Annotated in this window: 25 protein-coding genes; 20 read left to right on the top strand and 5 right to left on the bottom strand. The window is 71.1% G+C overall.

What is annotated here, in order from left to right; genetic code table 11:
* Positions 1–640: 640 nt before the first annotated feature.
* Together ACWEF6_RS16420 and ACWEF6_RS16415 are read right to left on the bottom strand one after the other, a co-directional pair.
* Entirely contained in the window at positions 641–1,393 is a 753-nt protein-coding gene (locus tag ACWEF6_RS16420; RefSeq protein ID WP_449683681.1) for a glucose 1-dehydrogenase, read from the bottom strand.
* A gap of 23 nt (positions 1,394–1,416) precedes the next feature.
* Positions 1,417–2,004 (bottom strand): TetR/AcrR family transcriptional regulator, encoded by a 588-nt coding sequence (locus tag ACWEF6_RS16415; RefSeq protein WP_449683680.1) that lies wholly within the window; start codon positions 2,002–2,004, stop codon positions 1,417–1,419.
* Positions 2,005–2,125: 121 nt separating this feature from the next.
* On the opposite strand from ACWEF6_RS16415, the gene ACWEF6_RS16410 reads away from it, so the two are divergent.
* Together ACWEF6_RS16410 and ku are read left to right on the top strand one after the other, a co-directional pair.
* Complete coding sequence (locus ACWEF6_RS16410) at positions 2,126–2,488, top strand: hypothetical protein (RefSeq protein WP_449683679.1); 363 nt, start codon at positions 2,126–2,128, stop codon at positions 2,486–2,488.
* Positions 2,489–2,541: 53 nt separating this feature from the next.
* The gene (gene ku, locus ACWEF6_RS16405; RefSeq protein ID WP_449683678.1) at positions 2,542–3,420 is read left to right on the top strand and encodes a non-homologous end joining protein Ku; all 879 of its coding nucleotides are present in this window, start codon (positions 2,542–2,544) and stop codon (positions 3,418–3,420) included.
* Between the two features lie 280 nt (positions 3,421–3,700).
* Here ku and ACWEF6_RS16400 read toward each other — a convergent pair whose 3' ends face one another.
* Both ACWEF6_RS16400 and ACWEF6_RS16395 read right to left on the bottom strand, forming a co-directional pair.
* On the bottom strand, positions 3,701–4,180 hold the full coding sequence (locus tag ACWEF6_RS16400; protein WP_449683677.1) for a MarR family winged helix-turn-helix transcriptional regulator: 480 nt from the start codon (positions 4,178–4,180) through the stop codon (positions 3,701–3,703).
* Between the two features lie 9 nt (positions 4,181–4,189).
* The gene (locus ACWEF6_RS16395) at positions 4,190–5,962 is read right to left on the bottom strand and encodes an ABC transporter ATP-binding protein (protein WP_449683676.1); all 1,773 of its coding nucleotides are present in this window, start codon (positions 5,960–5,962) and stop codon (positions 4,190–4,192) included.
* A 196-nt stretch (positions 5,963–6,158) separates the two neighbouring features.
* On the opposite strand from ACWEF6_RS16395, the gene ffh reads away from it, so the two are divergent.
* The 17 genes from ffh to ACWEF6_RS16310 all read left to right on the top strand — a co-directional run bounded on the left by ffh (position 6,159) and on the right by ACWEF6_RS16310 (position 21,307).
* Positions 6,159–7,694, top strand: coding sequence for a signal recognition particle protein (gene ffh / locus ACWEF6_RS16390; RefSeq protein WP_449683675.1), 1,536 nt, complete (start codon positions 6,159–6,161; stop codon positions 7,692–7,694).
* Positions 7,691–8,767 (top strand): amidohydrolase family protein, encoded by a 1,077-nt coding sequence (locus ACWEF6_RS16385; protein ID WP_449683674.1) that lies wholly within the window; start codon positions 7,691–7,693, stop codon positions 8,765–8,767. The genes ffh and ACWEF6_RS16385 overlap by 4 nt, the downstream gene beginning before the upstream one ends.
* Positions 8,768–8,812: 45 nt before the next feature.
* On the top strand, positions 8,813–9,538 hold the full coding sequence (locus tag ACWEF6_RS16380) for a CPBP family intramembrane glutamic endopeptidase (protein ID WP_310974444.1): 726 nt from the start codon (positions 8,813–8,815) through the stop codon (positions 9,536–9,538).
* A gap of 101 nt (positions 9,539–9,639) precedes the next feature.
* A complete protein-coding gene (locus ACWEF6_RS16375) occupies positions 9,640–10,443 on the top strand; it encodes a CPBP family intramembrane glutamic endopeptidase (protein WP_310974443.1) in 804 nt (267 codons plus the stop codon).
* A 159-nt stretch (positions 10,444–10,602) separates the two neighbouring features.
* A complete protein-coding gene (gene rpsP / locus ACWEF6_RS16370; protein ID WP_043780385.1) occupies positions 10,603–11,046 on the top strand; it encodes a 30S ribosomal protein S16 in 444 nt (147 codons plus the stop codon).
* Positions 11,043–11,282, top strand: coding sequence for an RNA-binding protein (locus ACWEF6_RS16365; protein ID WP_003103110.1), 240 nt, complete (start codon positions 11,043–11,045; stop codon positions 11,280–11,282). The genes rpsP and ACWEF6_RS16365 overlap by 4 nt, the downstream gene beginning before the upstream one ends.
* Before the next feature lie 22 nt (positions 11,283–11,304).
* Complete coding sequence (rimM, locus tag ACWEF6_RS16360) at positions 11,305–11,817, top strand: ribosome maturation factor RimM (RefSeq protein WP_310974442.1); 513 nt, start codon at positions 11,305–11,307, stop codon at positions 11,815–11,817.
* A 1-nt stretch (position 11,818) separates the two neighbouring features.
* Positions 11,819–12,598 (top strand): tRNA (guanosine(37)-N1)-methyltransferase TrmD, encoded by a 780-nt coding sequence (trmD, locus tag ACWEF6_RS16355; protein WP_449683673.1) that lies wholly within the window; start codon positions 11,819–11,821, stop codon positions 12,596–12,598.
* A gap of 133 nt (positions 12,599–12,731) precedes the next feature.
* On the top strand, positions 12,732–13,100 hold the full coding sequence (gene rplS / locus ACWEF6_RS16350) for a 50S ribosomal protein L19 (protein WP_091306793.1): 369 nt from the start codon (positions 12,732–12,734) through the stop codon (positions 13,098–13,100).
* Positions 13,101–13,131: 31 nt separating this feature from the next.
* Positions 13,132–14,070, top strand: coding sequence for a signal peptidase I (lepB, locus tag ACWEF6_RS16345; protein WP_310974440.1), 939 nt, complete (start codon positions 13,132–13,134; stop codon positions 14,068–14,070).
* A gap of 83 nt (positions 14,071–14,153) precedes the next feature.
* Positions 14,154–14,996 carry a ribonuclease HII gene (locus ACWEF6_RS16340; protein ID WP_449683750.1) on the top strand — a complete coding sequence of 281 codons (843 nt, stop codon included), beginning with the start codon at positions 14,154–14,156 and terminating at the stop codon, positions 14,994–14,996.
* On the top strand, positions 14,993–15,316 hold the full coding sequence (locus ACWEF6_RS16335; RefSeq protein WP_003096226.1) for a DUF2469 domain-containing protein: 324 nt from the start codon (positions 14,993–14,995) through the stop codon (positions 15,314–15,316). The genes ACWEF6_RS16340 and ACWEF6_RS16335 overlap by 4 nt, the downstream gene beginning before the upstream one ends.
* A gap of 232 nt (positions 15,317–15,548) precedes the next feature.
* Positions 15,549–15,926: a YraN family protein gene (locus ACWEF6_RS16330; RefSeq protein WP_449683672.1), complete on the top strand. Its 378-nt coding sequence runs from the start codon at positions 15,549–15,551 to the stop codon at positions 15,924–15,926.
* Positions 15,926–17,437, top strand: coding sequence for a YifB family Mg chelatase-like AAA ATPase (locus ACWEF6_RS16325; protein ID WP_449683671.1), 1,512 nt, complete (start codon positions 15,926–15,928; stop codon positions 17,435–17,437). Before ACWEF6_RS16330 ends, ACWEF6_RS16325 begins: the two co-directional genes overlap by 1 nt.
* A 685-nt stretch (positions 17,438–18,122) precedes the next feature.
* A complete protein-coding gene (gene dprA / locus ACWEF6_RS16320) occupies positions 18,123–19,265 on the top strand; it encodes a DNA-processing protein DprA (RefSeq protein ID WP_449683670.1) in 1,143 nt (380 codons plus the stop codon).
* A 103-nt stretch (positions 19,266–19,368) separates the two neighbouring features.
* Positions 19,369–20,349 (top strand): tyrosine recombinase XerC, encoded by a 981-nt coding sequence (locus ACWEF6_RS16315; RefSeq protein WP_449683669.1) that lies wholly within the window; start codon positions 19,369–19,371, stop codon positions 20,347–20,349.
* Positions 20,350–20,458: 109 nt separating this feature from the next.
* Positions 20,459–21,307 carry a FliA/WhiG family RNA polymerase sigma factor gene (locus ACWEF6_RS16310; protein WP_449683668.1) on the top strand — a complete coding sequence of 283 codons (849 nt, stop codon included), beginning with the start codon at positions 20,459–20,461 and terminating at the stop codon, positions 21,305–21,307.
* On the opposite strand, the gene ACWEF6_RS16305 is transcribed toward ACWEF6_RS16310, so the two are convergent.
* On the bottom strand, positions 21,308–21,793 hold the full coding sequence (locus tag ACWEF6_RS16305; protein ID WP_449683749.1) for a M23 family metallopeptidase: 486 nt from the start codon (positions 21,791–21,793) through the stop codon (positions 21,308–21,310).
* Between the two features lie 1,164 nt (positions 21,794–22,957).
* Here ACWEF6_RS16305 and rpsB point away from each other — a divergent pair.
* Entirely contained in the window at positions 22,958–23,818 is an 861-nt protein-coding gene (gene rpsB / locus ACWEF6_RS16300; protein ID WP_449675088.1) for a 30S ribosomal protein S2, read from the top strand.
* Positions 23,819–23,961: the final 143 nt, after the last annotated feature.

Below are 23,961 nucleotides of genomic sequence, written 5' to 3'. Positions count from 1 at the left end.
TGCAACTCCCCTGGGTGATCCGACGATCCGCATCCACCCCACCACACCGGGCGGCCGCGATCGATGATTGCCACACGTTCGGAGCAGTGAAGGGAGGCCGCCGCCATGCGCAACCGCGAGTCCTGAGGCCCCCGAGCCCCGAAGTCCGCGCGAACCGCCGGAGGGAGGCCGTCATGCGCAACCGCGAATCCTGAGCCGCTGTGCCCCTCGTCCGCCCGTGCTTGAGAGGAGCTGTCGTGCGCAATCGCGAGTCCTGAGCTCTGCCGTGCCCCTCGTCCGCCTGCGCTTGAGAGGAGCTGTCGTGCGTAACCGCGAGTCCTGAGCTTCGCCGTGACCCCCGTCCGCCTGCGCTTGGGAGGAGAGCCGACATGCGCAATCGCGAGTCCTGAGTCGCCATGACCCCCGTTCACCTGCGTTTGGGAGGAGACCTGTCGTGCGCAACCGCGAGTCCTGAACCGAAGCCCCAGCCCACCCGAGCCGGAAGGAGCAGCGCCGTGCGCAACCGCGAGTCCTGACCCAGCCGTGCACCCCGTCCGTTCCCGTCCGAGAGAGGAATCGTCACCATGCGCGACCGTGAGTCGTGAATTCGCGCCGGAGGAGGATCCGGCCCGCCCTCATCCGCGGGCCCGGGTGGGGCCGCTCAGGCGGTCGCGCCGCCGTCGACCACCAGGTCGTGCCCCACGGTGAACGCGGCTTCGTCCGAAGCCAGCCACAGCACCGCGGCGGCCACTTCGGCGGTGGCACCCACCCGGCCCAGCGGAATCGCGCCCTTCAGCCGCTCGGCGCGATCGGCGTCCGTCTCGCCGGGACGCCGGGACATGTCCGTGTCGGTCGCGCCCGGGCTGACGGCGTTGATGCGGACACCGTCGGCGATGTGGTCGCGCGCCGCCGTCCTGGTCAGCGCGCTCACCGCGGCCTTCGACGCCGCGTAGGCCGCCATATTCGGCAGCCGGCCGTGCGCGCCGATGTTCGACGCCATGTTGACGATCGCGCCGCCGCCGTGCGCCCGCATGTGCGCGACCTCGTGCTTCAGGCACAGCCACGTCCCGGTGACGTTCGTGTCCAGCACCGCACCGAAGTCGTCCTCGCCGAGGTCGGCGGCCGGGGCCGGCGACCCGAGGATGCCCGCGTTGTTGAACGCGACGTCCAGCCCGCCGTGCCGCGCGACGATCGTCGCCACCATCCGCGCCACGTCCGCGGAGTCGGTCACGTCGACCGTCACCGCGCTCGCGTCGCCGCCGAGTTCCCGCACTGCCGACTCGAGCCGCTGTCCGTCCCGCCCGGCCACGACCACCGTCGCGCCTTCGTCCGCGAACGCCTGCGCCGCCGCCCGCCCGATGCCCGAGCCGCCGCCTGTCACCAGGACGACCTTGCCCGCAAAACGTGCCCCCATCGTGGCCCTTCTTTCTGGTCCGATCAGTCTTGTATAAGCAGGCGCAGCGCCTGGGAGACGGCCGCGTTCACCCGGCTCGCCGTGTCGGTGCCCTTGCCCAGGACGCGCAGTCCCTGCAGCACGGTGAGCAGGAAACGCGCCAGCGTCGCCGGGTCGCTGCCGGCGGCGAGTTCGTCCTGGGTCTTCGCTCGTTCCAACGCCATCGTGAGGGCGACCTCGAGGGTGTTCCAGCTGCGCTCCACCACCCGCGCGACTTCGGGATCGTGGGGGAGCAGCTCGATCGCCGCGTTCACGACGAAGCAGCCCATTCTCGTCTCGTCATCCAGGATTTCCGCGGTGTACCCGTCGAACAGCCGGCGGACGGCGGCCACTCCGGAACCCGGCTCCGACAACTGGGCCATCACCCGTGCGTCGGTTCGTTCGGCGTAGCGCTTCAACGCCGTGACGTAGAGGTCGTGCTTCGTGCCGAAAGTGGCGTACAGGCTGGCCTTGGCGACGCCGAGGTGGGTGACGAGGTCGCTGACCGACGTCGCCTCGTACCCCTGCCGCCGGAAGAGCGTGAGCGCGCCGTCGCAGGCTTCGCCGACGTCGAACTCCTTGACCCGGGACATGATCGAAAGCCTAGCCGTATCGAGAACGCTCGGTCAAATATGCGGGCGGCGGTGTGTCGCGTCCGGTCACGCCGCGTGCGGTGGCACTATGGCTGCTTCGACCGGCCCGAGGGGGTGAGCGATGCAGGATCGGCTGACGCTGCCGCCGACCGTCGTCGCCACCCACCTGCGGTCCTGCGCCGAGGAGCTCGCCGCCGGACTGCGCTGCGGCGGCCCCGGCGCGACGACGGCCGAGCTCACCGACGTCGTCGCCCAGCTGGTCGCCGGGCAAGAGGCCATTTCCCACGCGCTCGCCGGCCTCGCCGCCCGGGTCGAAGGCGGTTCGGCCGCCCTCGCCGCGGCGCCGCCGCTGGACGTCGAGGTGGTCACCGAGGTGCTTCGCGCGGCCGCGATCGCCTCCCGGTGCTCGGCGGAGGCGCTCGACGAGGTCACGCCGTCGTTCGAATGTGTGAGCGAATCCGTCTCGCCTGACACCCATTTGTAGCTGTCGATCCGCCGCAGCCGCTGTCTAGCCTGGGAGCTGCGGAGGTGGCACGGATGCGCGCAGTGTGGACCGGCACGATCGGGTTCGGCGGTTACGCCATCCCGGTGAAGGCGTACAGCGCCACCGAGGAGCGGGAAATCCCGCTGCACCAGGTGCACGAGTCCGACGGCGGCCGCATCCGGGTCAGACGCGTGTGCGAGGTCGACGGCGCCGAGGTGCCGCCCGAGGAGATGGTCCGCGGCTATCCCGTCCCCGGCGGTGACGTCGTCCTGCTGTCCGACCACGAGCTCGCGTCGCTCCCGATGGCGGGCCGCACGATCGCCATCCGCGGGTTCGCGCCGGCCCCCGACGTCGATCCGCTCTGGTTCGCCAAGAGCTACTACCTCGAACCCGAACCCGCGGGCACGAAGCCGTACGTGCTGTTCAGCGAGGCACTCCAGCAGTCGGGCCGGCTCGCACTGGTCACCGTCGCGCTCCGCCGCCGCGAGACGCTCGGCGCGCTACGGGTGCGCGACCAGGTGATCGTGCTGGAGACGATGCGCTGGCCCGACGAAGTGCGCACCCCCGACTTCCCGTTCCAGCACGCCGACGTCGACATCCGCCCCGGCGAGCTCCGGCGCGCGGTGAACCTGATCGAGGAGCTGACCGGTGAGTTCGACCCCGGCCGCTACCCCGACCGTTACCGCGAGGCCTTCGAAGCGTTGGTCCAGGCGAAGATCGACGGCGCCGAGGTCGTCCAGCCGACAGCCGCGGAGCAGGCCGAAGGAGTAACCCGCCTGCTGGCGGCGTTGCAGGAGAGCGCCGCCGAAGCGGAGGACGCGCGCAACGCGGCCGTCACCAAGGCCAAGGCGGCTGCTTCGCGGGCCGCGAAGGCGCGTACGACGGCGAAGCGGGCCGCGACGCGCAGCCGTGGCCGCACGAAGACGTCTTGAGTATTACTACCCACGGGTAATTGAGGGTTCTCACACTCAACCCGCCACCCCTCGGCGCGGCAGACTTCCTTCTGCCAGCGAGTACCGGATCGCCGGCGAGGGGGGAAGTCCGGACGGCCCCTGGGGAGGTGAGCCGTCCAGACGCCAGGGTTCCGGGGCGGGCCGGAGGAGGAGCGGCCCGTTTCCGGAACCCGTCCCGCACCGCGGGGAGGCGGCGCGGGACACCAAGGGGGTGTCCGAAAGCTGCCGTGGAGGGATCGAGGGGTCTCCACGGCAGCTTTCAGGCGTCCGCGACCCGGATCAGCAGGTCGGCGGCCAGCCGGAGCAGCTGCTGCTCGGTCGGCGAGAGCGTCGATTCGATGGCCCCGGCCAGCCAGCGTTCGCGCTGGGTGCTGTACCGGCGCAGGACGGCGAGGCCCTCATCGGTGATGCTGACCCGCGAACGGCGTCCGTCGTCGGGGTCCGGCGTCCGCTCGATGTGGCCGCGGAGGTCCAGCGACGCCAGGATGCGGGTGAGCGACTGCGGCTGCAGCCGTTCCGCTTCGGCCAGCTCGGTCGGCGTCTGCGTGCCCGCGCGGTAGAGCCGGCTCAGGACCGCGAGCACCGCCGGCCCCGGGATGTGCCGGTCCGCCTCCGCGCGCATCCGCCAGTTCAGCCGCCCGACGCCTTCGCGCACCCGCCGGGACAGGTCGGCGAGTTCGGCGTCGGCGGTGACCCGCGCGGCGGTCTCGTCAAGGATCCGGGCCGGTTCCGTGTGCATGGACCCACATTAGGTGTTCCCTCGGACCAGCCGGGCATAACGCCCACCGCGCGTCAGCAGCTCGTCGTGCGTGCCGCGTTCCACGATCCGGCCCTCGTGCAGCACCACGATCTGGTCCGCGTGCTCCACAGTGGACAGCCGGTGCGCGATCGTCAGCGTCGTGCGGCCGGCGGCGAGCCTGTCCAGCTCGGCCTGCACCGAGCGTTCGGTGCGGTTGTCGAGCGCGCTGGTCGCCTCGTCGAGGATGAGCACCGGTGGGCTGCGCAGCATCACCCGGGCGATGGCGATCCGCTGCTTCTCCCCGCCGGAGAACCGGTAGCCGCGCTGGCCCACGACCGTGTCGTACCCCTCCGGCAGCCCGGCCAGGGTGTCGTGGATGTGCGCGGCCTTCGCCGCCCGTTCGATCTCGTCGTCCGTCGCGTCCGGCTTGGCGAAGCGCAGGTTCTCCCGCACCGTGTCGTGGAAGAGGTACGTCTCCTGCGACACCAGCCCGACTCCGGCCGCGAGCGACGCCAGCGTGACGTCCCGGACGTCGGTGCCGTCGATCGTCACCGAGCCGCCGCTCACCTCGTACAACCGGGCGACGAGGTACGCCAGCGTCGTCTTGCCCGAGCCTGTCGAGCCGACCAAAGCCGTCGTGGTCCCGGCCGGCACATCGAGGTCGATGTCCCGCAGCGTCGGCGGGCCGTCTTCGGCGTAGCGGAACGAGACGCCCCGCATCGAGACGTCACCGCGGCGCACCTCCAGCTCCCGCGCGCCGGGCTTGTCCGCGATCTCCACCGGCAGGTCCAGGACCTCGAAGATGCGGCCGAACAGCGCTTTTGACGTCGCCACGTTCTGCCCGATGGTCTGCATCGCGCTCGCCGGCGCGACCAGCCGGTTGAGCATGCTGGTGAACGCCACGACGGTGCCGAGCGAGATCGGCGACGCACCGCCCGCCAGCGCCAGCCCGGCGATCCAGTAGACCAGGGCCGGGATCACCGTCAGGCTCATCGCCCGCGACGCGATCTGCCAGCGGCCGGCCAGTGCGGCCGCTCGTTCCAGCGAAGCGATCTCCCGCGACTCCGCCGCGAAACGCTCGCGCATCGCTCGCTCGTTGCCCATGGTCTTGGCGAGCAGCACCCCGGTGACCGACAGGGACTCTTCGACCATCGTCGTCAGCCGGGCCATCCGGCGGGTCCGGCCGCGGGCGAGAGTCCGCCGCTTCTTGCCCAGCCGCAGCGTGAACAGCAGGAACAACGGCACCACGATCAACGACAGCGCCGCGAGCTGCCAATCCAGCAGGACCAGGGCCACCGCGATGGCGATCGTCGTGGTCGCGTTCTGGACCATCGACCCGGCCGTCGTGGTGATCACGTTGTCCACTCCGCCGATGTCGTTGAACACCCGCGAGAGCACCTCGCCGCTCTTCGTCCGCGTGAAGAACCCGAGCGACATCCGCTGGAAGTGGCCGTACACCGAGACGCGCAGCTCGTTCATGACCCGCTGCCCGATGGTGTTGGACAGCCCGGTCGTGGCGACGCCGAGGGAGGCGCTGCCGGCCGCGCAGACGATCATCCCGGCCGCCAGGAGGCTGATCAGCAGCGTGTCGCGGTGCGGGAGGGCGTCGTCGAGGATCTCGCGCAGCAGGAACGGCGACACCACGCCGAGGCCGGCTTGCACAACGATCAGCGCGAACAGTGCGGCGAGCGGCCCCCGGTGCGGGCGGAACAGCCCGGCGATCCGCCGCAGCGGGACGGGTGCGTCGGCGTCGGTGGCCGGTTCGCTCAGGACAGCGGTCATGCACCTATGTTTACCAAAATTCGCGGTCGACGCCACCGTTTTCCGCGAAGTCACACGAAAGTGGGCCTGCACACTGTTTAACGTATGCGTACGAACGCGCGCACACCCGCGAAGAGAAGGAGCGGGAGCGACTACCCTCGACAGAGCCGGCCGCGTCCGGCGCGCCACCATCGACCCAGCTGGAGCGTGCACACCCGTGTTCGACACCCTCTCCGATCGGCTCACCGCCGCCCTGCAGACGCTCACGCGCAAGGGCAAGCTGTCCGACGCCGACATCGACGCCACCGCGCGCGAAATCCGCATCGCGCTGCTGGAGGCCGACGTCGCCCTCGGCGTGGTCAAGACCTTCATCGCGAGGATCAAGGAGCGGGCGAAGGGTGCCGAGGTCTCCCAGGCGCTCAACCCCGCCCAGCAGGTCATCAAGATCGTCAACGAGGAGCTCGTCGGGATCCTCGGCGGCGAGACGCGCCGGCTGAACCTGGCCAAGACCCCGCCGACCGTGATCATGCTCGCCGGTCTGCAGGGTGCGGGTAAGACGACGCTCGCCGGCAAGCTCGCGATGTGGCTGAAGAAGCAGGGCCACGCGCCGATGCTGGTCGCCTGCGACCTCCAGCGCCCGAACGCCGTCACGCAGCTGCAGGTCGTCGGCGAGCGCGCCGGTGTCGTCACCTTCGCCCCCGAGCCCGGCAACGGCGTCGGCGACCCGGTCGACGTCGCCCGCCGCGCCATCGCCGAGGCCAAGCACGCGCAGCACGACGTCGTCGTGGTCGACACCGCGGGCCGCCTGGGTGTCGACGAAGAGCTGATGAAGCAGGCCGCCGACATCCGCGACGCGGTCGAGCCGGACGAGGTCCTGTTCGTCGTCGACGCGATGATCGGCCAGGACGCCGTGACCACGGCCGAGGCGTTCCGCGACGGCGTCGGGTTCACCGGTGTCGTGCTCACGAAGCTGGACGGCGACGCGCGCGGTGGTGCCGCGCTGTCCGTCCGCGAGGTCACCGGCCAGCCGATCCTCTTCGCCTCCAACGGCGAAAAGCTCGAGGACTTCGACACTTTCCACCCGGACCGGATGGCGTCGCGGATCCTCGGCATGGGTGACGTGCTCACCCTGATCGAGCAGGCCGAGCAGGCCTTCGACCAGAAGCAGGCGGAGAAGGCCGCGGAGAAGCTCTCCAGCGGCCAGCTCACCCTGGAGGACTTCCTCGAGCAGATGCTCGCGGTCCGCAAGATGGGCCCGATCGGGAACCTGCTCGGCATGCTCCCGGGTGCCGGGCAGATGAAGGACCAGCTGGCCCAGGTCGACGACAAGCACCTGGACAAGCTGCAGGCGATCATCCGCGGCATGACCCCGGCCGAGCGCGAAGACCCGAAGATGATCAACGGGTCCCGGCGGCTGCGCATCGCCAACGGCTCCGGCGTCACCGTTCGCGAAGTCAACGACCTGGTCAACCGGTTCTTCGAGGCCCGCAAGATGATGGCCCAGATGGCCGGCCGGTTCGGCTTCGGCGGCGGGGGCGGCTCGAAGTCCCGCAAGGGCAAGAAGGGCAAGAAGGGCCGCGGCCCCACGCCTCCCAAGGTCCGCGGCGGCTTCCCCGGCGGCATGCCGATGCTGCCCCCGGGTGGCGGGATGCCGGGCGGCATGCCCGACCTGTCGCAGCTGGGCGGCATGAACGACGTCCCGGGCTTCGACCCGTCGAAGTTCAAGCTGCCGAAGAACCCCAAGGACAATTGAGCACCGCGCTGCACGCCGCCGGGGTGATCCTGCCCGGCGGTGAGCCGGGGGAGCTGTGGATCACCGGCGGCCGGATCTCGTTCGAGCCGGTGCCGGACGCCGAGACCCTGGGCCGGGACGTCTTCCTCGTGCCCGGCCTGGTCGACGCGCACTGCCACCCCGGCATCGGCGTCGGCGGGCCCGTGTCGCTCGACGAGGCGGCCGAGCAGGCGATCACCGACCGGAACGCCGGGACGCTGCTCATCCGCGACTGCGGGCTTCCCATCGACGTCCGGCCGCTGCAGCAGCGGGCCGACCTGCCGACGATCATCCGTGCCGGGCGGCACCTCGCCCTGGTCAAGCGCTATATCCCGGGCCTCGGCATCGAGCTCGAGGACCCGGAGCAGCTGCCGGACGCGGTCGCCGAGCAGGCGCGGGACGGCGACGGCTGGGTCAAGCTCGTCGGCGACTGGATCGACCGCGGCGTGGGCGACCTGGCCCCGCTGTGGCCGGACGACGTCCTGGGCGAAGCCGTCAAGGTGGCGCACGACCACGGCGCCCGCGTCACCGCGCACGTGTTCGGCGAAGCGGCGTTGCCGGGGCTGATCGCGTCCGGCATCGACTGCCTCGAACACGGCACCGGCCTGAGCGCCGACCAGCTGGCCGAGCTGGCGCGGCACGACGTCGCCCTGGTCCCGACGCTGATCAACATCGAGAACTTCCCGGGCATCGCGGACAAGGCGGGCAAGTACCCGACGTACGCCGCGCACATGCGCGCGCTGCATGCGGGCGTGGGCGAGATGGTCGCTTCGGCCATCGAAGCCGGCGTACGCGTCTTCGCGGGCAGCGACGCCGGCGGGATGGTCGAGCACGGCAGGCTCGTCGACGAGATCGAGGCGCTCCACCGCGCCGGCCTGACCCGCGAGCAGGCCCTCGCGAGCGCGTCCTGGGCCGCCCGCGACTGGCTCGGCCACCCCGGAATCGCCGACGGCGCGCCCGCCGACCTGCTCGTCTACCCAGGCGATCCGCGCGAGGACCTGGGCGTCCTGCGGCATCCGTCGCACATCGTGCTCGGCGGCGTCGTCCACGCGTAGACCCCGCTGATTCCGTTGCGGGGTCGGCACTTTAGCGTGGGAGACGTGACGGACGACGACGGCGCACGGCGCGTGCTGGGAGCGCACTGGTGTTTCGTGGCGTTCTTCGCGGGCATCGCCGGTTACTACCTGGCCAACCTGATCATCGCCGCGGCGGTCAACCGCAACGTCGGCGAGTTCGACCCCCTCGAGCTGCACGACATCGGCCCGCTCCTGCTCCTGGCGTTCGTGCCGAACCTCCTGCTCGGCCTCGGCCCGGCGGTGGGCTCGTGGCGCTGGGGACAGGGGCTGCGCGCCGACTTCGGCCTCAAGCCGACCTGGCGCGACGTCCGGATCGGTCTCGCCTGCGGGGTACTCGCGCTGGTCGTCGGCTACCTGCTCAACCTGATGCTGATCGCGGTCTACGGCGCCGACGACGTCTCCGACAGCCCGCTGACCGACCTCGCCGACACCTTCGACGGCGACACGGTGTGGCTGGTGCTCGCGGCGGTGATCGTCATCGCCGGCGCGCCGATCACCGAAGAACTGCTGGTCCGCGGCACGTTGTGGAACGCGCTGTCGGTCCACCGGATCCCGCCGTGGGTGGTGCTCGTGCTCACCTCGCTCGTGTTCGCCCAGCTGCACGGCGAGCCGACCCGCACCATCGCCCTGTTCGGCCAGGGCATCGCGATGGGATTGGCCCGGCACCTGTCCGGCCGGGTCAGCGCCGGGGTGATCGCCCACGCGGCCAACAACCTGCCGCCCGCGGTGCTCCTGTTCGTCGCGCACTGACCGTTGCGAAGTTCGATGGACAGTAGCTGGACGGATACTGTGAGATCACATCGCGGCGGCTAGGCTCGACCTCTGGAGCCGACCGACGCGGAGGGCAAGGCGTGACCACTTCCCAGCCCCGGGACCCGGCTGCCGACGCCACGCCGTTCCCCGAGCCCGAGGAGCCCGCCGCGACCGCCTTCCTGCCGCCGGCGCCGCGGCACCGGTGGGGCTTCGGCGCCTTCCTGCTCGTCGAGGCCGTGCTGCTGGCCTCGGCGGCCTTCGTGTCCGTCCTCGTCGGCGACACCGGTCCCGGCCCGCTGCCGATGCGCGTCGTGCTGCTCGGCACCATGCTGCCGACGATGATCGCGGCCGGCGTCGCGGTGCTGATCACCTTCGTCCGCGGCAACGGGCCCGTGTCCGACCTGCGGCTCGAGTGGCGCTGGGCCGACGTGAAGACCGGGCTGCGCTACGGCTGCGTCGGGCTCGTCTTCACCACCCTCGCCGCCTACCTGTGGACGCAGCTGGTCGGCGACGCGAACGCGACGTCGGCGATCAGCGCGCTGGTCGAGGACCGCCGGATGTCGATCTCCGCGGCCCTGGTGATGTTCGTCTACCTCTGGCTGCTCGGCCCGATCTGCGAGGAGATCATCTACCGCGGCCTGCTCTGGGGTGCCGCGGAACAGCTGCAGTGGCGCAGTGAGCGGTGGGGCCGGGTCGCGGCCTTCCTGCTGTCGACGGCGGTCTTCGCAGCCAGCCACCTCGAGCCCCTGCGGACGACGTTGCTGCTGGTCATCGCGGTGCCGATCGGCCTGGTGCGGCTGGTCACCGGCCGCCTGCCGGGCAGCATCGTCGCGCACCAGGTGAACAACTTCCTCCCGGCGCTGACCATCCTGCTCGGGGCGCTCGGGGTGGCCTCTTTCTAAGGGCGCGGGTGCCGTCTGGCAGAATGGGTCACTGCCTGCTTCCGCCGGACCCTCTCACCGTGCGAAAGCTCCTGACCTTCGGGTGCCCGCGTCCGTGTCCCCACTCGGCCCGCGTGCGCCCAGCCCAGCACCAGAGAGATTCGAGGAGAACCCACACCCGTGGCCGTCAAGATCAAGCTGCAGCGCCTCGGCAAGATCCGTGCGCCGTACTACCGCATCATCGTCGCCGACGCGCGCACCCGCCGGGACGGCAAGGCCATCGAGACGATCGGCAAGTACCACCCGAAGGAAGAGCCGAGCCTGATCGAGGTCGTCTCCGAGCGCGCCCAGTACTGGCTGGGTGTCGGCGCGCAGCCGACCGAGCCGGTCCAGCGCCTGCTGGAGATCACCGGTGACTGGCAGAAGTTCAAGGGCCTGCCGGGCGCCGAGGGCACCCTGAAGGTGGCCGAGCCGAAGCCGTCCAAGCAGGACCTGTTCAACGCGGCGCTGGCCGCGGCCGGCGAGGAGCCCTCCACCGAGGCCACCACGCCGAAGAAGAAGTCCGCCCCGAAGAAGGCCGAGGCCGAGAAGGCGGAGGCCGCTGAGGGCGAGAAGTCCGAGTGAGTTTCCTCGCGGACTCCCTCGAGCACCTGGTGCGCGGGATCGTCGACAACCCGGACGAGGTCCGGGTCGAGCTGCTGACCACGCGCCGTGGCCGCACGCTCGAGGTGCACGTGCACCCCGACGACCTCGGCAAGGTGATCGGCCGGGGTGGTCGCACGGCGACCGCTCTGCGCACCGTCATGGGCGGCATCGGTGGCCGCGGCGTCCGCGTGGACGTCGTCGACACCGACCGCTGAGCCTTCACGAAAAACGGTCAGGATGGACGTCGTAGTCGGCCGCATCGCGAAGGCGCACGGCATCCGCGGAGAACTCGCGGTGGACGTGCGCACGGACTCGCCGGAAGAGCGGTTCAAGATCGGTGCGGCCGTCACGACGAAGCTGCGTGACGGCAGCAAAAGGGAACTCACCATCGCAGCCGCCCGCGAACACAGCGGGCGGCTGCTGGTGCGTTTCGAGGAGGTCCTGACCCGCGACGTCGCCGAGACGCTGCGAGGCGCGCTGCTGGTGGCCGACACGGCCACGCTGCCGCCCACGTCGGACCCGGACGAGTTCTACGACCACGAGCTGGCCGGCCTGCGGGCCGAGCTCGCCGACGGCACGGTCGTCGGCAAGGTCGTCGAGGTCGTCCACTCGCCGGCGGGCGAGCTCCTGGAGCTCGACGTCGAGGGCCGGGACGTGCTGGTGCCGTTCGTCCGCGCGATCGTCCCCACGGTGGACGTCGCCGGCGGCCGGGTCGTGCTCGACCCGCCGGAAGGGCTCCTGGACGCCTGACATGCGGATCGACGTCGTCACGATCTTCCCCGAGTACCTCGACCCGCTGCGCGCCGCGCTGCTGGGCCGGGCGATCGACCGCGGCCTCATCGAGGTCGGCGTGCACGACCTGCGCGACTGGACGCACGACGTGCACCGCGCGGTCGACGACGCGCCGTACGGCGGCGGCCCCGGCATGGTGATGAAGCCGCAGATCTGGGGCCCGGCACTCGACGACGTCTGCACGTCCGAGACGCGGCTCGTCGTCCCGACGCCGGCCGGGCGGCCGTTCACGCAGGAGCTGGCCCACGCCTACGCGTCGGAAAAGCACCTGGTGTTCGCCTGCGGCCGGTACGAGGGCATCGACCAGCGGGTCGTCGACGACGCCGCCCGCCGGATGCCGGTCGACGAGGTGTCGATCGGCGACTACGTGCTGGTCGGCGGCGAGGCGGCGGTGCTGGTCATGGTCGAGGCCGTCGTCCGGCTGCTGCCCGGGGTGCTCGGCAACGCGCGTTCGGCCGCGGAGGACTCGTTCTCCGACGGCCTGCTCGAAGGGCCCAGCTACACGCGCCCGGAGGTGTGGCGGGAGCTGGCCGTGCCGGACGTGCTGCGGTCGGGCAACCACGCGCTGATCGACCGCTGGCGGCGTGACCAGGCCCTCGAGCGCACCGCCCGCCGCCGCCCCGATCTCCTGGCGGCGCTGCCGGAAGGTAGTCTCGACAAGCACGATCGCGGGGTCCTCGAGGGCTTGGACCCCGAGCAGGCCGAGGGCCGGTTCTCCCGGCCCGATCCCGGTCTGTAATACTTGACAGGTTGGCGTGAGTGGACCTCCTCGTCCACGAGCCCGCCATCAGCCCCCCGGGTCGCCCGCAGCGGCACCGTTGCGCGCCCGGGATCTGTACGCAAGCCATACCGAAGACGAGGACGGACCACCGATGAACACCCTGGACGCGCTGGACAAGCAGTCGCTGCGTTCCGACATCCCGGACTTCCGCCCGGGCGACACGCTCAAGGTGAGTGTCCGCGTCATCGAGGGCAACCGCGAGCGCAACCAGGTCTTCCAGGGCGTGGTCATCCGCCGTCAGGGCGGTGGCATCCGGGAGACCTTCACCGTGCGCAAGGTTTCGTTCGGCGTCGGCGTCGAGCGCACCTTCCCGGTGCACTCGCCGAACCTCGCCGAGATCGAGGTCCACAAGCGCGGTGACGTGCGGCGCGCGAAGCTGTACTACCTGCGCGACCTCCGCGGCAAGAAGGCCAAGATCAAGGAGCGTCGCGAGAACCGCGAGACGGCGTCGGCTAACTGAGTCACCACCCCGTTACCGGTAGCCTGACGACGTGGCCGAACCCGTGTCCCAGAACGCTCCCGAGGATGACCCCGATCGCTCCGAGGAGGACAAGCCCAGGCTGTCCCGCTCCGAGGAGCGCGGGGGATCCCGCCGGCGGCGAGCCAAGCCCGCCAAGAAACGGTCGTTCTGGAAGGAACTGCCGATCCTGCTCGTGATCGCCCTGGTGCTCACGATCCTGATCCAGACATTCCTCGCGAAGGTCTTCATGATCCCTTCGGGCTCCATGGAGGCCACCCTGCACGGGTGCCCCGGGTGCACCGGGGACCGGATCCTCGTCGATCGGGTCACCTACGACTTCACCGAGCCCGCCCCGGGTGACGTGATCGTGTTCAAGGGCCCGCAGGCGTGGATCAACAACGAGATCGCGCCGCAGGAGTCGGGCAACATCATCGTCCAGGGCCTGCGGGGTCTCGGCTCGCTGGTCGGGTTCGCCCCGCCGGACGAGCGCGACTTCGTCAAGCGGGTGATCGCCGTCGGCGGCCAGACCGTCCAGTGCTGCGACCCGCAGGGCCGGATGATCGTGGACGGCAAGGCGCTCGACGAGCCGTACATCCACTGGGAAGACCCGGCTGTCCAAGAGCAGAAGACCTTCGAGCCGGTCAAGGTCCCCGCCGGGATGCTCTGGGTCCAGGGCGACAACCGCAACAACTCCGACGACTCCCGGTTCCAGGGGGGCGGCGGCGTGAACGGCGCGGTCCCGGTGGAGAACGTCATCGGCAAGGCACGGATCATCGTCCTGCCGCCGAGCCGGTGGGGCGGCATCTCCGACCACAACCCGCAGGAAGCGGCGCAGCCGGTGGCCCTGGGCGCGCCGGCCTGGCAGAGCGGGCTCCCGCTCGGCGCCGGGATCGCGGCGGCGTGGCCGGCGTTGTTCCTCGGTCGCAAACTCAAGTCCGGACTGCGCCGGGCGGCCGGGCGGAAGCCCTAGCCCCTTGCCGGCAGACGGGTGATCCAGCTTTGACACTTCCCGTTCCCCTGACGGCGGCCGAACCGATCCGGCCGCCGCGAGCCGTGGTGCGCGGCGACCTCTTCTGGGGTCTGCAAGGCGCGCTCGACCGCCGTGGTCTCGGCCCGGTCGCCGGCGTGGACGAAGCCGGCGCCGGCGCGTGCGCGGGGCCGCTGGTGGTCGCGGCCTGCGTGCTCAAACAGGGCGACGCGGCGAAGCTCACCGAGCTGACGGACTCGAAGATGATGACGGCCAAGGCGCGCGACCGGGTCTACGACCTGGTCCTCGCCCGGGCCGTCGACTTCTCGGTGATCGTCATCCCGACCGAAGAGGTCGATCTCTACGGCATCCGGGTGATGAACCTGGAGGGCATGCGTCGCGCCGTGGCGGCCCTGCGGGTCCAGCCGGGCTACATCCTCACCGACGGCTTCCGCGTCCCCGGCCTGACGGCTCCGAACGCGGCGGTCATCAAGGGCGACCGTTCGGTGGCCTGCATCGCGGCCGCGTCGGTGCTGGCCAAGGTGACGCGAGACCGCATCATGGCGGGCTACCACGACGAATTCCCGCACTACGGGTTCGACGTCCACAAGGGGTACAGCACGTCCGATCACATGGCGGCGCTGCGCGAACACGGTCCCAGCGACGTCCACCGCTGGTCCTACACGAACGTGGCCACGGTGGCCGTCAAGCACGGCCTGCGGCCCGCGCGGCCGGTCCTGCTGACGTATGCGGCGCTGGAGAAGGCCATGGAGAACGGCGGCGGCGCGAGCCTGACGGCCGTCCTCGACGAAGCTTTGGAACCACAACTCAGCCTGCCGCTGCATGCCCCGGCCGCGGCTGTGGGTCACAATGAACGCTCCGCCGGCGGAGCAGCGGCACGATCCCGAGGAGGGGCGCGGATTTCATGAGCGCAGAGGATCTCGAGAAGTACGAGACCGAGATGGAGCTCTCGCTGTACCGCGAGTACCGCGACATAGTCGGCCAGTTCTCGTACGTGGTGGAGACCGAGCGTCGGTTCTACCTGGCGAACGCGGTGGACGTCCAGGTCCGCGACGGCGGCGGCGAGGTGTACTTCGAGGTCCGCATGTCCGACGCGTGGGTCTGGGACATGTACCGCCCGGCCCGCTTCGTCAAGCACGTCCGGGTCATCACGTTCAAGGACGTCAACGTGGAGGAGCTGGACAAGCCGGACCTCCGTCTTCCGGAAGACGGGCCGTTCTCGGGCTAGTCCCACCTGGAACCGACCGCGCCGGCTCACCCCGCTGGGTGAGTCGGCGCGGTTCTTTTTGCGCCTTGAGGGCGTGACGCGCGGGCCGGTTGTCCACAACACCCCAGTTGTCCACAGCTGCCCGATCCGGGTCTGGTGAGCCCCGCCCATCCGCTGGCATCGTCGAAGACACGCACCGTGATCACCGGGACCGCCCCGGTGACGGCTGCGCACCGACGAGGGGGCGAACACGATGACGGGCACCGACGAGCTCGCGAGACACCGCCGCGACCTGGGCGCCTGGGGCGAGGACATCGCCCTCGGCTACCTCCGGGAACGCGGCCTCGTCCTGCTGGCCCGCAACTGGCGCTGCCGCGAAGGCGAGCTGGACCTCGTCTTCACCGACCGCACCCGCGTCATCGTGTGCGAGGTGAAAACCCGCTCCGGCACCGAATTCGGCCTGCCGACGGAGACGGTCACGGAGGAGAAGGCCGGCCGCGTCCGCCGGGCGGCCCAGCGCTGGCTCCGCGAGTTCCGCCTCGGCTGGTGCCCCGTCCGCTACGACGTGATCACCGTCCTGGCGGAGCCGGGCACCCGCCCGCAGCTGCAGCACATCGAGGCGGCGTTCTGATGCCCATCGCCAAGGCGTGGTCGGCCGGTCTCGTCGGGATCAACGGCCGGGTGATCGAAATCGAAGCCGACCTCGGCGGCGGGCTGAGCCGGATCACCCTCGTGGGCCTGCCCGATGCGGGGCTGCGCGAGGCGAAGGACCGCGTCCGGTCCGCCGTCCGCAATTCCGGGCAGCCCTGGCCCGACGGCAAGGTCACGCTCGGCCTGTCCCCGGCGAACCTGCCCAAGATGGGGTCGGCCTTCGACCTCGGCATCGCGGCGGCGGTGCTCGCGGCGTCCGGTGCGGTCCCGGCCACCCGGCTGCTCGGCACGGTGCTGCTCGGCGAACTCGCCTTGGACGGCCGCATCCGCGCGGTCCGCGGCATCCTCCCGGGCCTCCTGGCGGCCCGGGAGGCAGGGTACGGACGAGCCGTGGTGCCGACGGACTCCCTCGTCGAGGCGGCGCTCGTGGACGGCATGGACGTCGCGGGCGCGCCTCATCTGCGGGACTTCGTGGCCTGGATGAAGCGTGAGGCCGAGCTGGTCCACCCGGAGCCGCCCGGGCCGGTAATCCCGCCGGAGGTGCCGGACCTCGCGGACGTCGTCGGCCAGCCGGAGGCCCGCTGGGCTCTGGAGGTCGCCGCGGCGGGCGGGCACCACCTCCTCCTGAGCGGGCCGCCGGGCGTGGGCAAGACGATGCTGGCGAAGCGCCTGCCGGGCCTCCTCCCGCACCTGACGTCGGAGGAGTCGTTGGAGGTCACCGCGGTCCACTCGGTCGACGGCTCGTTGTCGAAGTCCTCACCGCTGGTCACGGTTCCCCCGTTCGTCGCCCCGCACTATTCGATCTCGGTGCCGGCCCTGATCGGCGGCGGCAGCGGAGTCGCCTGCCCGGGTGCGATCAGCCGGGCCCACCGCGGCGTCCTGTTCCTGGACGAGGTCTGCGAGTTCGGCGGCCAGTGCCTCGAATCGCTCCGGACGGTTCTCGAAGAGGGCGAGGTGCGCATTTCCCGGGTCAAGGGCTCGGTCACCTACCCCGCGCGGTTCCAACTGGTCCTCGCAACCAACCCGTGTGCGTGCGCGCCGCCGAAGGATGCGGACTGCGTCTGCTCGCCGAACGCCCGCCGCCGCTACCTCGCCAAGCTGTCCGGCCCGCTCCTCGACCGCGTCGACCTGAGGGTCAGGCTGCGCCCTCTGAGCGCGATCAGCGCGCACGACACCAGCGCGGCGGAGCCATCGAAAGCCGTGCGCGAGCGGGTCCTCGCGGCCCGCGAGCGAGCAGCCCAACGCTGGAGCGAGCACGGCTGGCTGTCGAACTCGGAGGTACCGGGACCGGCGCTGCGCCGCGAGTTCGCCCTGCCACCGAACGCCACGGCGGTCCTGGACCGAGCGATGGACCGAGGAGCCCTGAGCGGCCGAGGAGCCGACCGTTGCTTGAGAATCGCCTGGACCTTGGCCGACCTGGACGGCGAACCCCGCCCGGGCGCCGAACAAGTCGGAGCGGCCCTGGCCTTCCGAGAGCGGGTGGCGGCATGAGCGGGGCTTACCTGCTGCAGGTGGCCAAGCCACCTGCGCCCACCTTCGTCGCCTTCGTCGCCGGGCACGGGCTCGCGGCTTCTCGAGAGCAGCTGCCATCAGCGCCCGGCGGCGCCACCGCTCACCACGAGCCGTCACGGCTACTGGCTGCAGGCAAGCGAGTGCCCGAGCCGTCAGCGCCCGCCGTGACCGCCTTCGCCATTGATTGCTTCTTCGTGGCTTTCCGGGCACAAGCAATCGAGCCCCTGGCGGCCGTAGCCACCCTCGCCACCGCGTACTCGCTGTCGGCTTCCTCACCGGGCAGAGGCCTGGGCACCGACGAGCTGCGGCGGCGGCGGGCCTACCCACCGCTCACGCCCAAGCCACCGGCGCCCGCCGTGGCTGCCCTAGCTGCCGGGCGCTCCCCGTCTGTTTGTCCAGCGGCCGGAAGCATGCGTGCCGATGAGTTGCGGCGGGCGTGGGCGTACCTACCGCCCGCGGCCGAACCACCGTCGACCGCCGGGGCCGCCTTCGTCGCTCGGCGTGAGCTGGTGACTTCCCGGGACCGGACAGGCGAGCCGCTGCGGGAGTCCAGGTCGGCTTTCGTCGTTGAGCGCGGGCTAGTCGCCTTTCAACCGGCCGAGTCCGGCATTGCGTTCATCGATGGTCGCGTGCCGATGCCTGTAGTTCGAGAGCGGGTGGCGGGATGAGCGTCGACGAGTTGCGGCAGGCCCGCGCCTACCTGCTGCGGGTGGCCGAGCCGCCGGCGCCCGCCGTCGTCGCCTTCGTTAGCGCACATGGGCCGATAGCGGCAGCCGCGCGTATCCGGCGTGGCGACTGCCCGGACGAAGTGCTCAAGGTGACCGAGGCACGAAGCGGCTACGACCTCGTCAGCCAGGACTTCGCCCGAGCCGCCGAGGCCGGCGCTCGCCTGGTCGTCCCCGAGGACGACGAGTGGCCCGCCTGGCCGCTGCACGCCATCGATGTTGCGGCTCAGTGTGGCGTCGCCGAAGCCGTGCAGCCACTGGCCCTGTGGGTTGTCGGCGACGTTGCGCTCGGCACGGCCGCCGATCGGGCCGTGGCCATTGTCGGTGCTCGCGCCGCGACCGACTACGGCGAACACCACGCCGCCGAGTTCGCGTACGGGCTGGCCAGCCGGAATGTGCCCGTGGTCTCCGGCGCCGCTTACGGCATCGACGGGGCAGCGCACCGCGGCGCGCTCGCTGCCGAGGGCATCACCGCGGCCGTGCTGGGATGCGCTGTCGACGCCGGCTATCCGGCCGGGCACGTCGCGATGCTGAAACGGGTCGTCCAATCCGGTGGCGCGGTCATCAGCGAGTACCCGCCTGGCACTTCGCCGGCGCGGCACCGCTTCCTCGTCCGCAATCGGCTCATTGCCGCCCTCACCGAAGGCACCTTGGTCGTCGAGGCGGGGCGGCGCAGCGGGGCCCGCAACACGGCCGGCACCGCCGGCGCCTTCGGCAAGGTGGTGATGGCGCTGCCGGGACCGGTGTCGTCGGGGATGTCCGTCGGCTGTCACGAACTGATCCGCGACGCCAAGGCGACGCTGGTCTCGACCGTGGACGAAGTCCTCGAGACCGTCGGACATTTCGGCATCGCCGAGGAGCCCGTCACGGGCCAGCTGAAACGGCGCACTGACCGGCTGGGGCCGGAGGCATTGCGCGCCTTCGAAGCACTGGTCGTGCGCGCCGACCGGTCCGATGCCGAGGTCGCGGCCGAATCCGGGCTCCCGTTGCGGCGGGTGCGGGCGCTGCTTCCCGAGCTGGAGATCGACGGATTCGCCGTCCGCGGGGAGTCCGGCTGGCGACGACGGAAGGAAAGCGCATGACGACGACGAAATCCGGGCGAAATCGTCGACGGCGTTCGGCCGGTCCGGTGGGGCCGCGTGGCGATCCTTGACCGGAGGCGGTTGTTCGCGCAGCGTGACATCCATGCCGCCACCACGCTCCGGCCGTGCTCGCCGTCCCGATCTGCGCGCGCTCCGGGCCGCCTTGCCCGAGCATGTTCGGGCGGTGGTCACCTCCTACGAACGGCACTTGGGGCTCGAACGCGGCCTGTCCGCGCACACTGTCCGGGCGTACGTCGGCGATGCGGTGTCACTGCTCGGGTTCGTCGTGGACGGTGGCAGTGACGTCGCGGAGCTGGACCTTGCCCGGCTACGCGCATGGCTCGCGGCCCAGCAATCCGGCGGGGCCAGCCGGACGACGCTCGCCCGGCGGGCGGCCTCGGCCCGGACGTTCACCGCCTGGGCGCACCGCACCGGCGTCCTGGCCACCGACCCGGGCGGGCGGCTCGCGGCGCCGCGAGCGCACCGGACTCTGCCGGGAGTGCTGCGTGCCGGGCAGGCGGGAGAGGTGATGCAGGCGTCGGCCGCCGGGGCGGCGCAACGCGATCCGGTCGCCCTGCGTGATCGCGCGATCGTCGAGCTGCTCTACGCCACCGGCATCCGGGTGTCAGAGTTGTGCGGGCTGGACGTCGGCGGGGCCGACTTCTCCCGTCGTGTCGTGACGGTGCTGGGGAAGGGCGGCAAGGAACGCGTTGTGCCCTTCGGCGTTCCGGCGGCGGAGGCGCTCGCCGACTGGATCGACGAGGGGCGACCGAAGATCATCGCCGAAAGCGGTGGTGAGAGCGCCGAGCCCGCGCTTTTCCTCGGTGTCCGGGGCAAACGCGTCGACCCGCGGGCGGTGCGGCGCGTCGTGCACGACGCCGTCACGGCGGTGCCCGGAGCACTCGACATGGGGCCCCACGGCCTGCGGCATTCCGCCGCGACGCATCTGCTCGAAGGGGGTGCCGATCTCAGGAGCGTTCAGGAACTGCTTGGTCACGCTACGCTTGCCACGACGCAGCTCTACACTCATGTGACCGTCGACCGGTTGAAAGCGATCCATGACCGAGCGCACCCCAGGGCCTGAGGCGGTCCGGGGAGGCTTGCCGGGGTCGTCACCAGCGGGCCCGGCGGCGCACGCGCATCCGCACGAGCACGGAGACGACACTGAGCCGCATGCCGAGAACGACTGTGCAATGACCGCAGGCCCGCACGTGACCGAAGCCGCCGGAGTGACCACTCACGGTGAGGCTGCCGCGCCCGCGGAGACCCGCGCCGGCTACGACGTCGACGCCGGGATCGCGGCTCTGTGGCAGCAGTTCGCCGACAGTCCGGACCAGGCGTCGCGCGATCGGCTCGTGCTGCACTACGCCCCGCTCGTCAAGTACGTCGCCGGCCGGGTCGGCACCGGGCTGCCCACCCACATCGACGTCGGCGACCTCGTCCAGTCGGGCATCTTCGGGCTCGTCGACGCGATCGAGAAGTTCGACCCCGAGCGTGGCCTGCGCTTCGAGACGTATGCGATGCAGCGCATTCGCGGCGCGATCCTCGACGACCTCCGTTCGCAGGACTGGGTGCCGCGTGCGGTGCGCAGCAAGGCCAAGGAGGCCGAGCGCGCGATGGAACGCCTCGGCGCCCGGCTGCACCGCACGCCGACCGACGCGGAGCTCGCCACCGAACTCGGCATCGGTCTCGACGACCTGCGTGACTTCTACGGCCAGCTGCAGCTCACCAGTGTCGTCGCGCTCGAGGACCTGGTGGCCGCGGGCAAGGACAGTGGCTCGCTGGTCGACACGCTGCCCGACGACGACGCCGTCGACCCGGTCGCGGTGCTCGTCGACCAGGACAACCGCCGCCAGCTCGCCCAGGCGATCGCGCAGCTCACCGAGCGGGACAAGATCGTGGTCAGCCTCTACTACTTCGAGAGCCTGACCCTCGCCGAGATCGGCAAGGTCCTCGGCGTCACGGAGTCGCGGGTGAGCCAGCTGCACACGCGGGCGGTCATGCGGCTGCGCGCCAAGCTGGTCGAGCAGACCGGCAGCTGATCATCGATCACCTCCCCACGGCTTGAGCCGGTATTCGCCCACCTCGCCGGTCAGCGCGAGGGGATCGATGTACTCGTCGCCCCGCCGGACGCCCCAATGCAGGCACGCTGCCACCGCGCAGCCGGGATGCCCGGGGAGGACGGTGCCGAGCACCTGGCCGCGGTAGACCTGGTCACCCACGGCCACCTTCGACACGACGGGCTCGTAGGTGGTGCGCAGCCCGCCGTCGTGATCGACGGACAGCACGGGCCGCCCGCCCACCAGGCCGGCGAAGACGACGACGCCTTGGTCGGCGGCCAGCACGTCTTGGCCGGGTACGGCGGCCAGGTCGACTCCGCGATGTCCTGGGCCGAAGGGCGTTTCGGGTGCGTCGAAGTACTTGGTGATCACCGGAACGGGTGACAGGGGCCACGAGAGCCGCGGTTGTCGCGCGGTGAGAGAACGACCGGTCGCGACCGACGGCGCCGGCGATGGCGGGACGGCCATGAGCGCGATCGCCCACGGCACGGCTGGGTTGGGCACTGCCACGGGGGCACTTGCGTGCGCCGCCGGTGTTGGGCGCGCGGTGCTTGTGAGCGGATCTGCGCCGGACACAGGTGCCGCCCCGGTTGGCCATCCGGCCGGTTCTGCTCCGGGCGAAGCGAGGTTGATCGCCTCAACCGTGGCCGACCCGGCGAGCCGGCCGGTCGCAGGCTTGGCCGGGACTGCCGTGCCAAGTCCGGCGCTCGGGTGCAGTGGTGCCCCGCGGCTGGTCCGCGAGGCCGCCTCGGCGAGCTTGGCGCCCGGAGGTGGCGGTGGTGACTTGGCGGATAGGGCGCCCGGTGGTGGCGGTGGCGGCTTGGCGGATAGGGCGCCCGGTGGTGGCGGTGGCGGCTTGGCGGATAGGGCGCCCGGAGGTGGCGGTGGTGACTTGGCGGGCTGGGCGCCTGGAGGTGGCGGTGGCGGCTTGGCGGGCAGGCCGCCCGGAGGTGGCGGTAGCGGCTTGGCGGGCAGGGCGCCGGGAGGTGGCGGTGGTGACTTGGCGGGCAGGGCGCCCAGGAGCGGTGCCAGGCCACTCGCCCACGGCTCCACCACCGCGTGCGGCGGCCGGGATTGATCCACACCGGCCGCGTCTATCCCCAGCGTCGCCGACGCCGTCACCTCCCCTCCCGAAGCCGCCGCTCCCGGCGCTCGGACACCCACTTCTCCGCCGACGAACACCCCTCCCAAAATCGCCATCACCAGGGCAAATGTGCCCAGCAACCACCCCGGCAGACGCCGTCGGACCTGCATGATCGACTCCATGGCTCCAGCGTGCGGCACCTGGGCGGGGCGTGGGGCGCGCGGGCCGAATCTGTGGATAACCGGACCCGATGTGGACAACCGGGTCGCGCAGCGGCCGCCGGTGGGGGAGGGGGTGGTGGGAGGGGGTAGAATCTTCTGCGCAGTCCGTTTCAGCGGGCTGACTTCGCGTGCACGTGCGCGTTCCCCCTTCTGGAAACAGCCGAGGGAGCGCACGGGGTCCGGCGGTCCTCGGGGTCCTTCACTCCCGGGGTCCGGACGCCGGCGCGGGCACCAGGGCGAACGGCCACCCGGCCGGGAGCGACCAACCGAGCAGCGCGTCCAGCGGAAGCAAGGCGCGCACTACACAGAAGAGGTGTGATTCCGGCAATGGCCGTCGTCACCATGAAGCAGCTGCTCGACAGCGGCGTGCACTTCGGGCACCAGACCCGCCGGTGGAACCCGAAGATGAAGCGCTACATCTTCACCGAGCGCAACGGCATCTACATCATCGACCTGCAGCAGACGCTGACCTACATCGACCGTGCGTACGAGTTCATCAAGGAAACCGTCGCGCACGGCGGCACCATCATGTTCGTCGGCACCAAGAAGCAGGCTCAGGAAGCCATCGCCAACGAGGCCGCGCGCGTGGGCATGCCCTACGTCAACCAGCGCTGGCTCGGCGGCATGCTGACCAACTTCCAGACCGTGCACAAGCGCCTCCTCCGCCTCAAGGAGCTCGAGGCCCAGGAGCAGACCGGTGGCTTCACCGGCCTCACCAAGCGCGAGATCCTGACGCTGACCCGCGAGAAGGAAAAGCTCGAGAAGACCCTCGGCGGTATCCGCGACATGGCCAAGGTGCCGAGCGCGGTGTGGATCGTCGACACCAAGAAGGAGCACATCGCCGTCGGCGAGGCTCGGAAGCTGAACATCCCGGTCGTCGCGATCCTGGACACCAACTGCGACCCGGACGAGGTCGACTACCCGATCCCGGGCAACGACGACGCCATCCGGTCCGCCGCGCTGCTGACCAAGGTCGTCGCCGAGGCCGCGGCCGCCGGTCTGATGGCGCGCTCCAGCCGCAACGGTGCGTCCGCCGACGCGAAGCCGGAGCCGGGCGTCGCCTCCGACGAGCCGCTGGCCGAGTGGGAGAAGGAGCTGCTCGCCGGCTCCGAGACCGCCGCCGCCGACGCGAACGAGGCCGCTGCCGCGACCGAGGCCGCCACCGAGCAGGCGACCGCCTCCTCCTGATGCTCCAACCGCCCGTGGGGGGGGGGGGCCCGGGGGGGGCGCCGCCGGGCGGGGGGGGCCGCCACCAGGCGCGCCACTCGGAGGCTGTATTTAGTTTTTCCATCAAAAAAAAAAAAACAACACAAAAAAAAAAAAAAAAAAAA

Source organism: Amycolatopsis sp. NPDC004772 (assembly GCF_053601215.1).
Note: the sequence above shows the minus strand (reverse complement) of the source record. Positions and strands in the feature narration are given on the sequence as shown.

Excerpts from the sequence above, each read along its gene's own strand:
- ACWEF6_RS16420 (WP_449683681.1), bottom strand. The coding sequence starts at position 1,393 with ATGGGGGCACGTTTTGCGGGCAAGGTCGTCCTGGTGACAGGCGGCGGC.
- ACWEF6_RS16415 (WP_449683680.1), bottom strand. The coding sequence starts at position 2,004 with ATGTCCCGGGTCAAGGAGTTCGACGTCGGCGAAGCCTGCGACGGCGCG.
- ACWEF6_RS16410 (WP_449683679.1), top strand. The coding sequence starts at position 2,126 with ATGCAGGATCGGCTGACGCTGCCGCCGACCGTCGTCGCCACCCACCTG.
- ku (WP_449683678.1), top strand. The coding sequence starts at position 2,542 with ATGCGCGCAGTGTGGACCGGCACGATCGGGTTCGGCGGTTACGCCATC.
- ACWEF6_RS16400 (WP_449683677.1), bottom strand. The coding sequence starts at position 4,180 with ATGCACACGGAACCGGCCCGGATCCTTGACGAGACCGCCGCGCGGGTC.
- ACWEF6_RS16395 (WP_449683676.1), bottom strand. The coding sequence starts at position 5,962 with ATGACCGCTGTCCTGAGCGAACCGGCCACCGACGCCGACGCACCCGTC.
- rimM (WP_310974442.1), top strand. The coding sequence starts at position 11,305 with ATGGACGTCGTAGTCGGCCGCATCGCGAAGGCGCACGGCATCCGCGGA.
- trmD (WP_449683673.1), top strand. The coding sequence starts at position 11,819 with ATGCGGATCGACGTCGTCACGATCTTCCCCGAGTACCTCGACCCGCTG.
- rplS (WP_091306793.1), top strand. The coding sequence starts at position 12,732 with ATGAACACCCTGGACGCGCTGGACAAGCAGTCGCTGCGTTCCGACATC.
- ACWEF6_RS16335 (WP_003096226.1), top strand. The coding sequence starts at position 14,993 with ATGAGCGCAGAGGATCTCGAGAAGTACGAGACCGAGATGGAGCTCTCG.
- ACWEF6_RS16330 (WP_449683672.1), top strand. The coding sequence starts at position 15,549 with ATGACGGGCACCGACGAGCTCGCGAGACACCGCCGCGACCTGGGCGCC.
- ACWEF6_RS16325 (WP_449683671.1), top strand. The coding sequence starts at position 15,926 with ATGCCCATCGCCAAGGCGTGGTCGGCCGGTCTCGTCGGGATCAACGGC.
- dprA (WP_449683670.1), top strand. The coding sequence starts at position 18,123 with ATGAGCGTCGACGAGTTGCGGCAGGCCCGCGCCTACCTGCTGCGGGTG.
- ACWEF6_RS16315 (WP_449683669.1), top strand. The coding sequence starts at position 19,369 with ATGCCGCCACCACGCTCCGGCCGTGCTCGCCGTCCCGATCTGCGCGCG.
- ACWEF6_RS16310 (WP_449683668.1), top strand. The coding sequence starts at position 20,459 with ATGACCGCAGGCCCGCACGTGACCGAAGCCGCCGGAGTGACCACTCAC.
- ACWEF6_RS16305 (WP_449683749.1), bottom strand. The coding sequence starts at position 21,793 with ATGGCCGTCCCGCCATCGCCGGCGCCGTCGGTCGCGACCGGTCGTTCT.
- rpsB (WP_449675088.1), top strand. The coding sequence starts at position 22,958 with ATGGCCGTCGTCACCATGAAGCAGCTGCTCGACAGCGGCGTGCACTTC.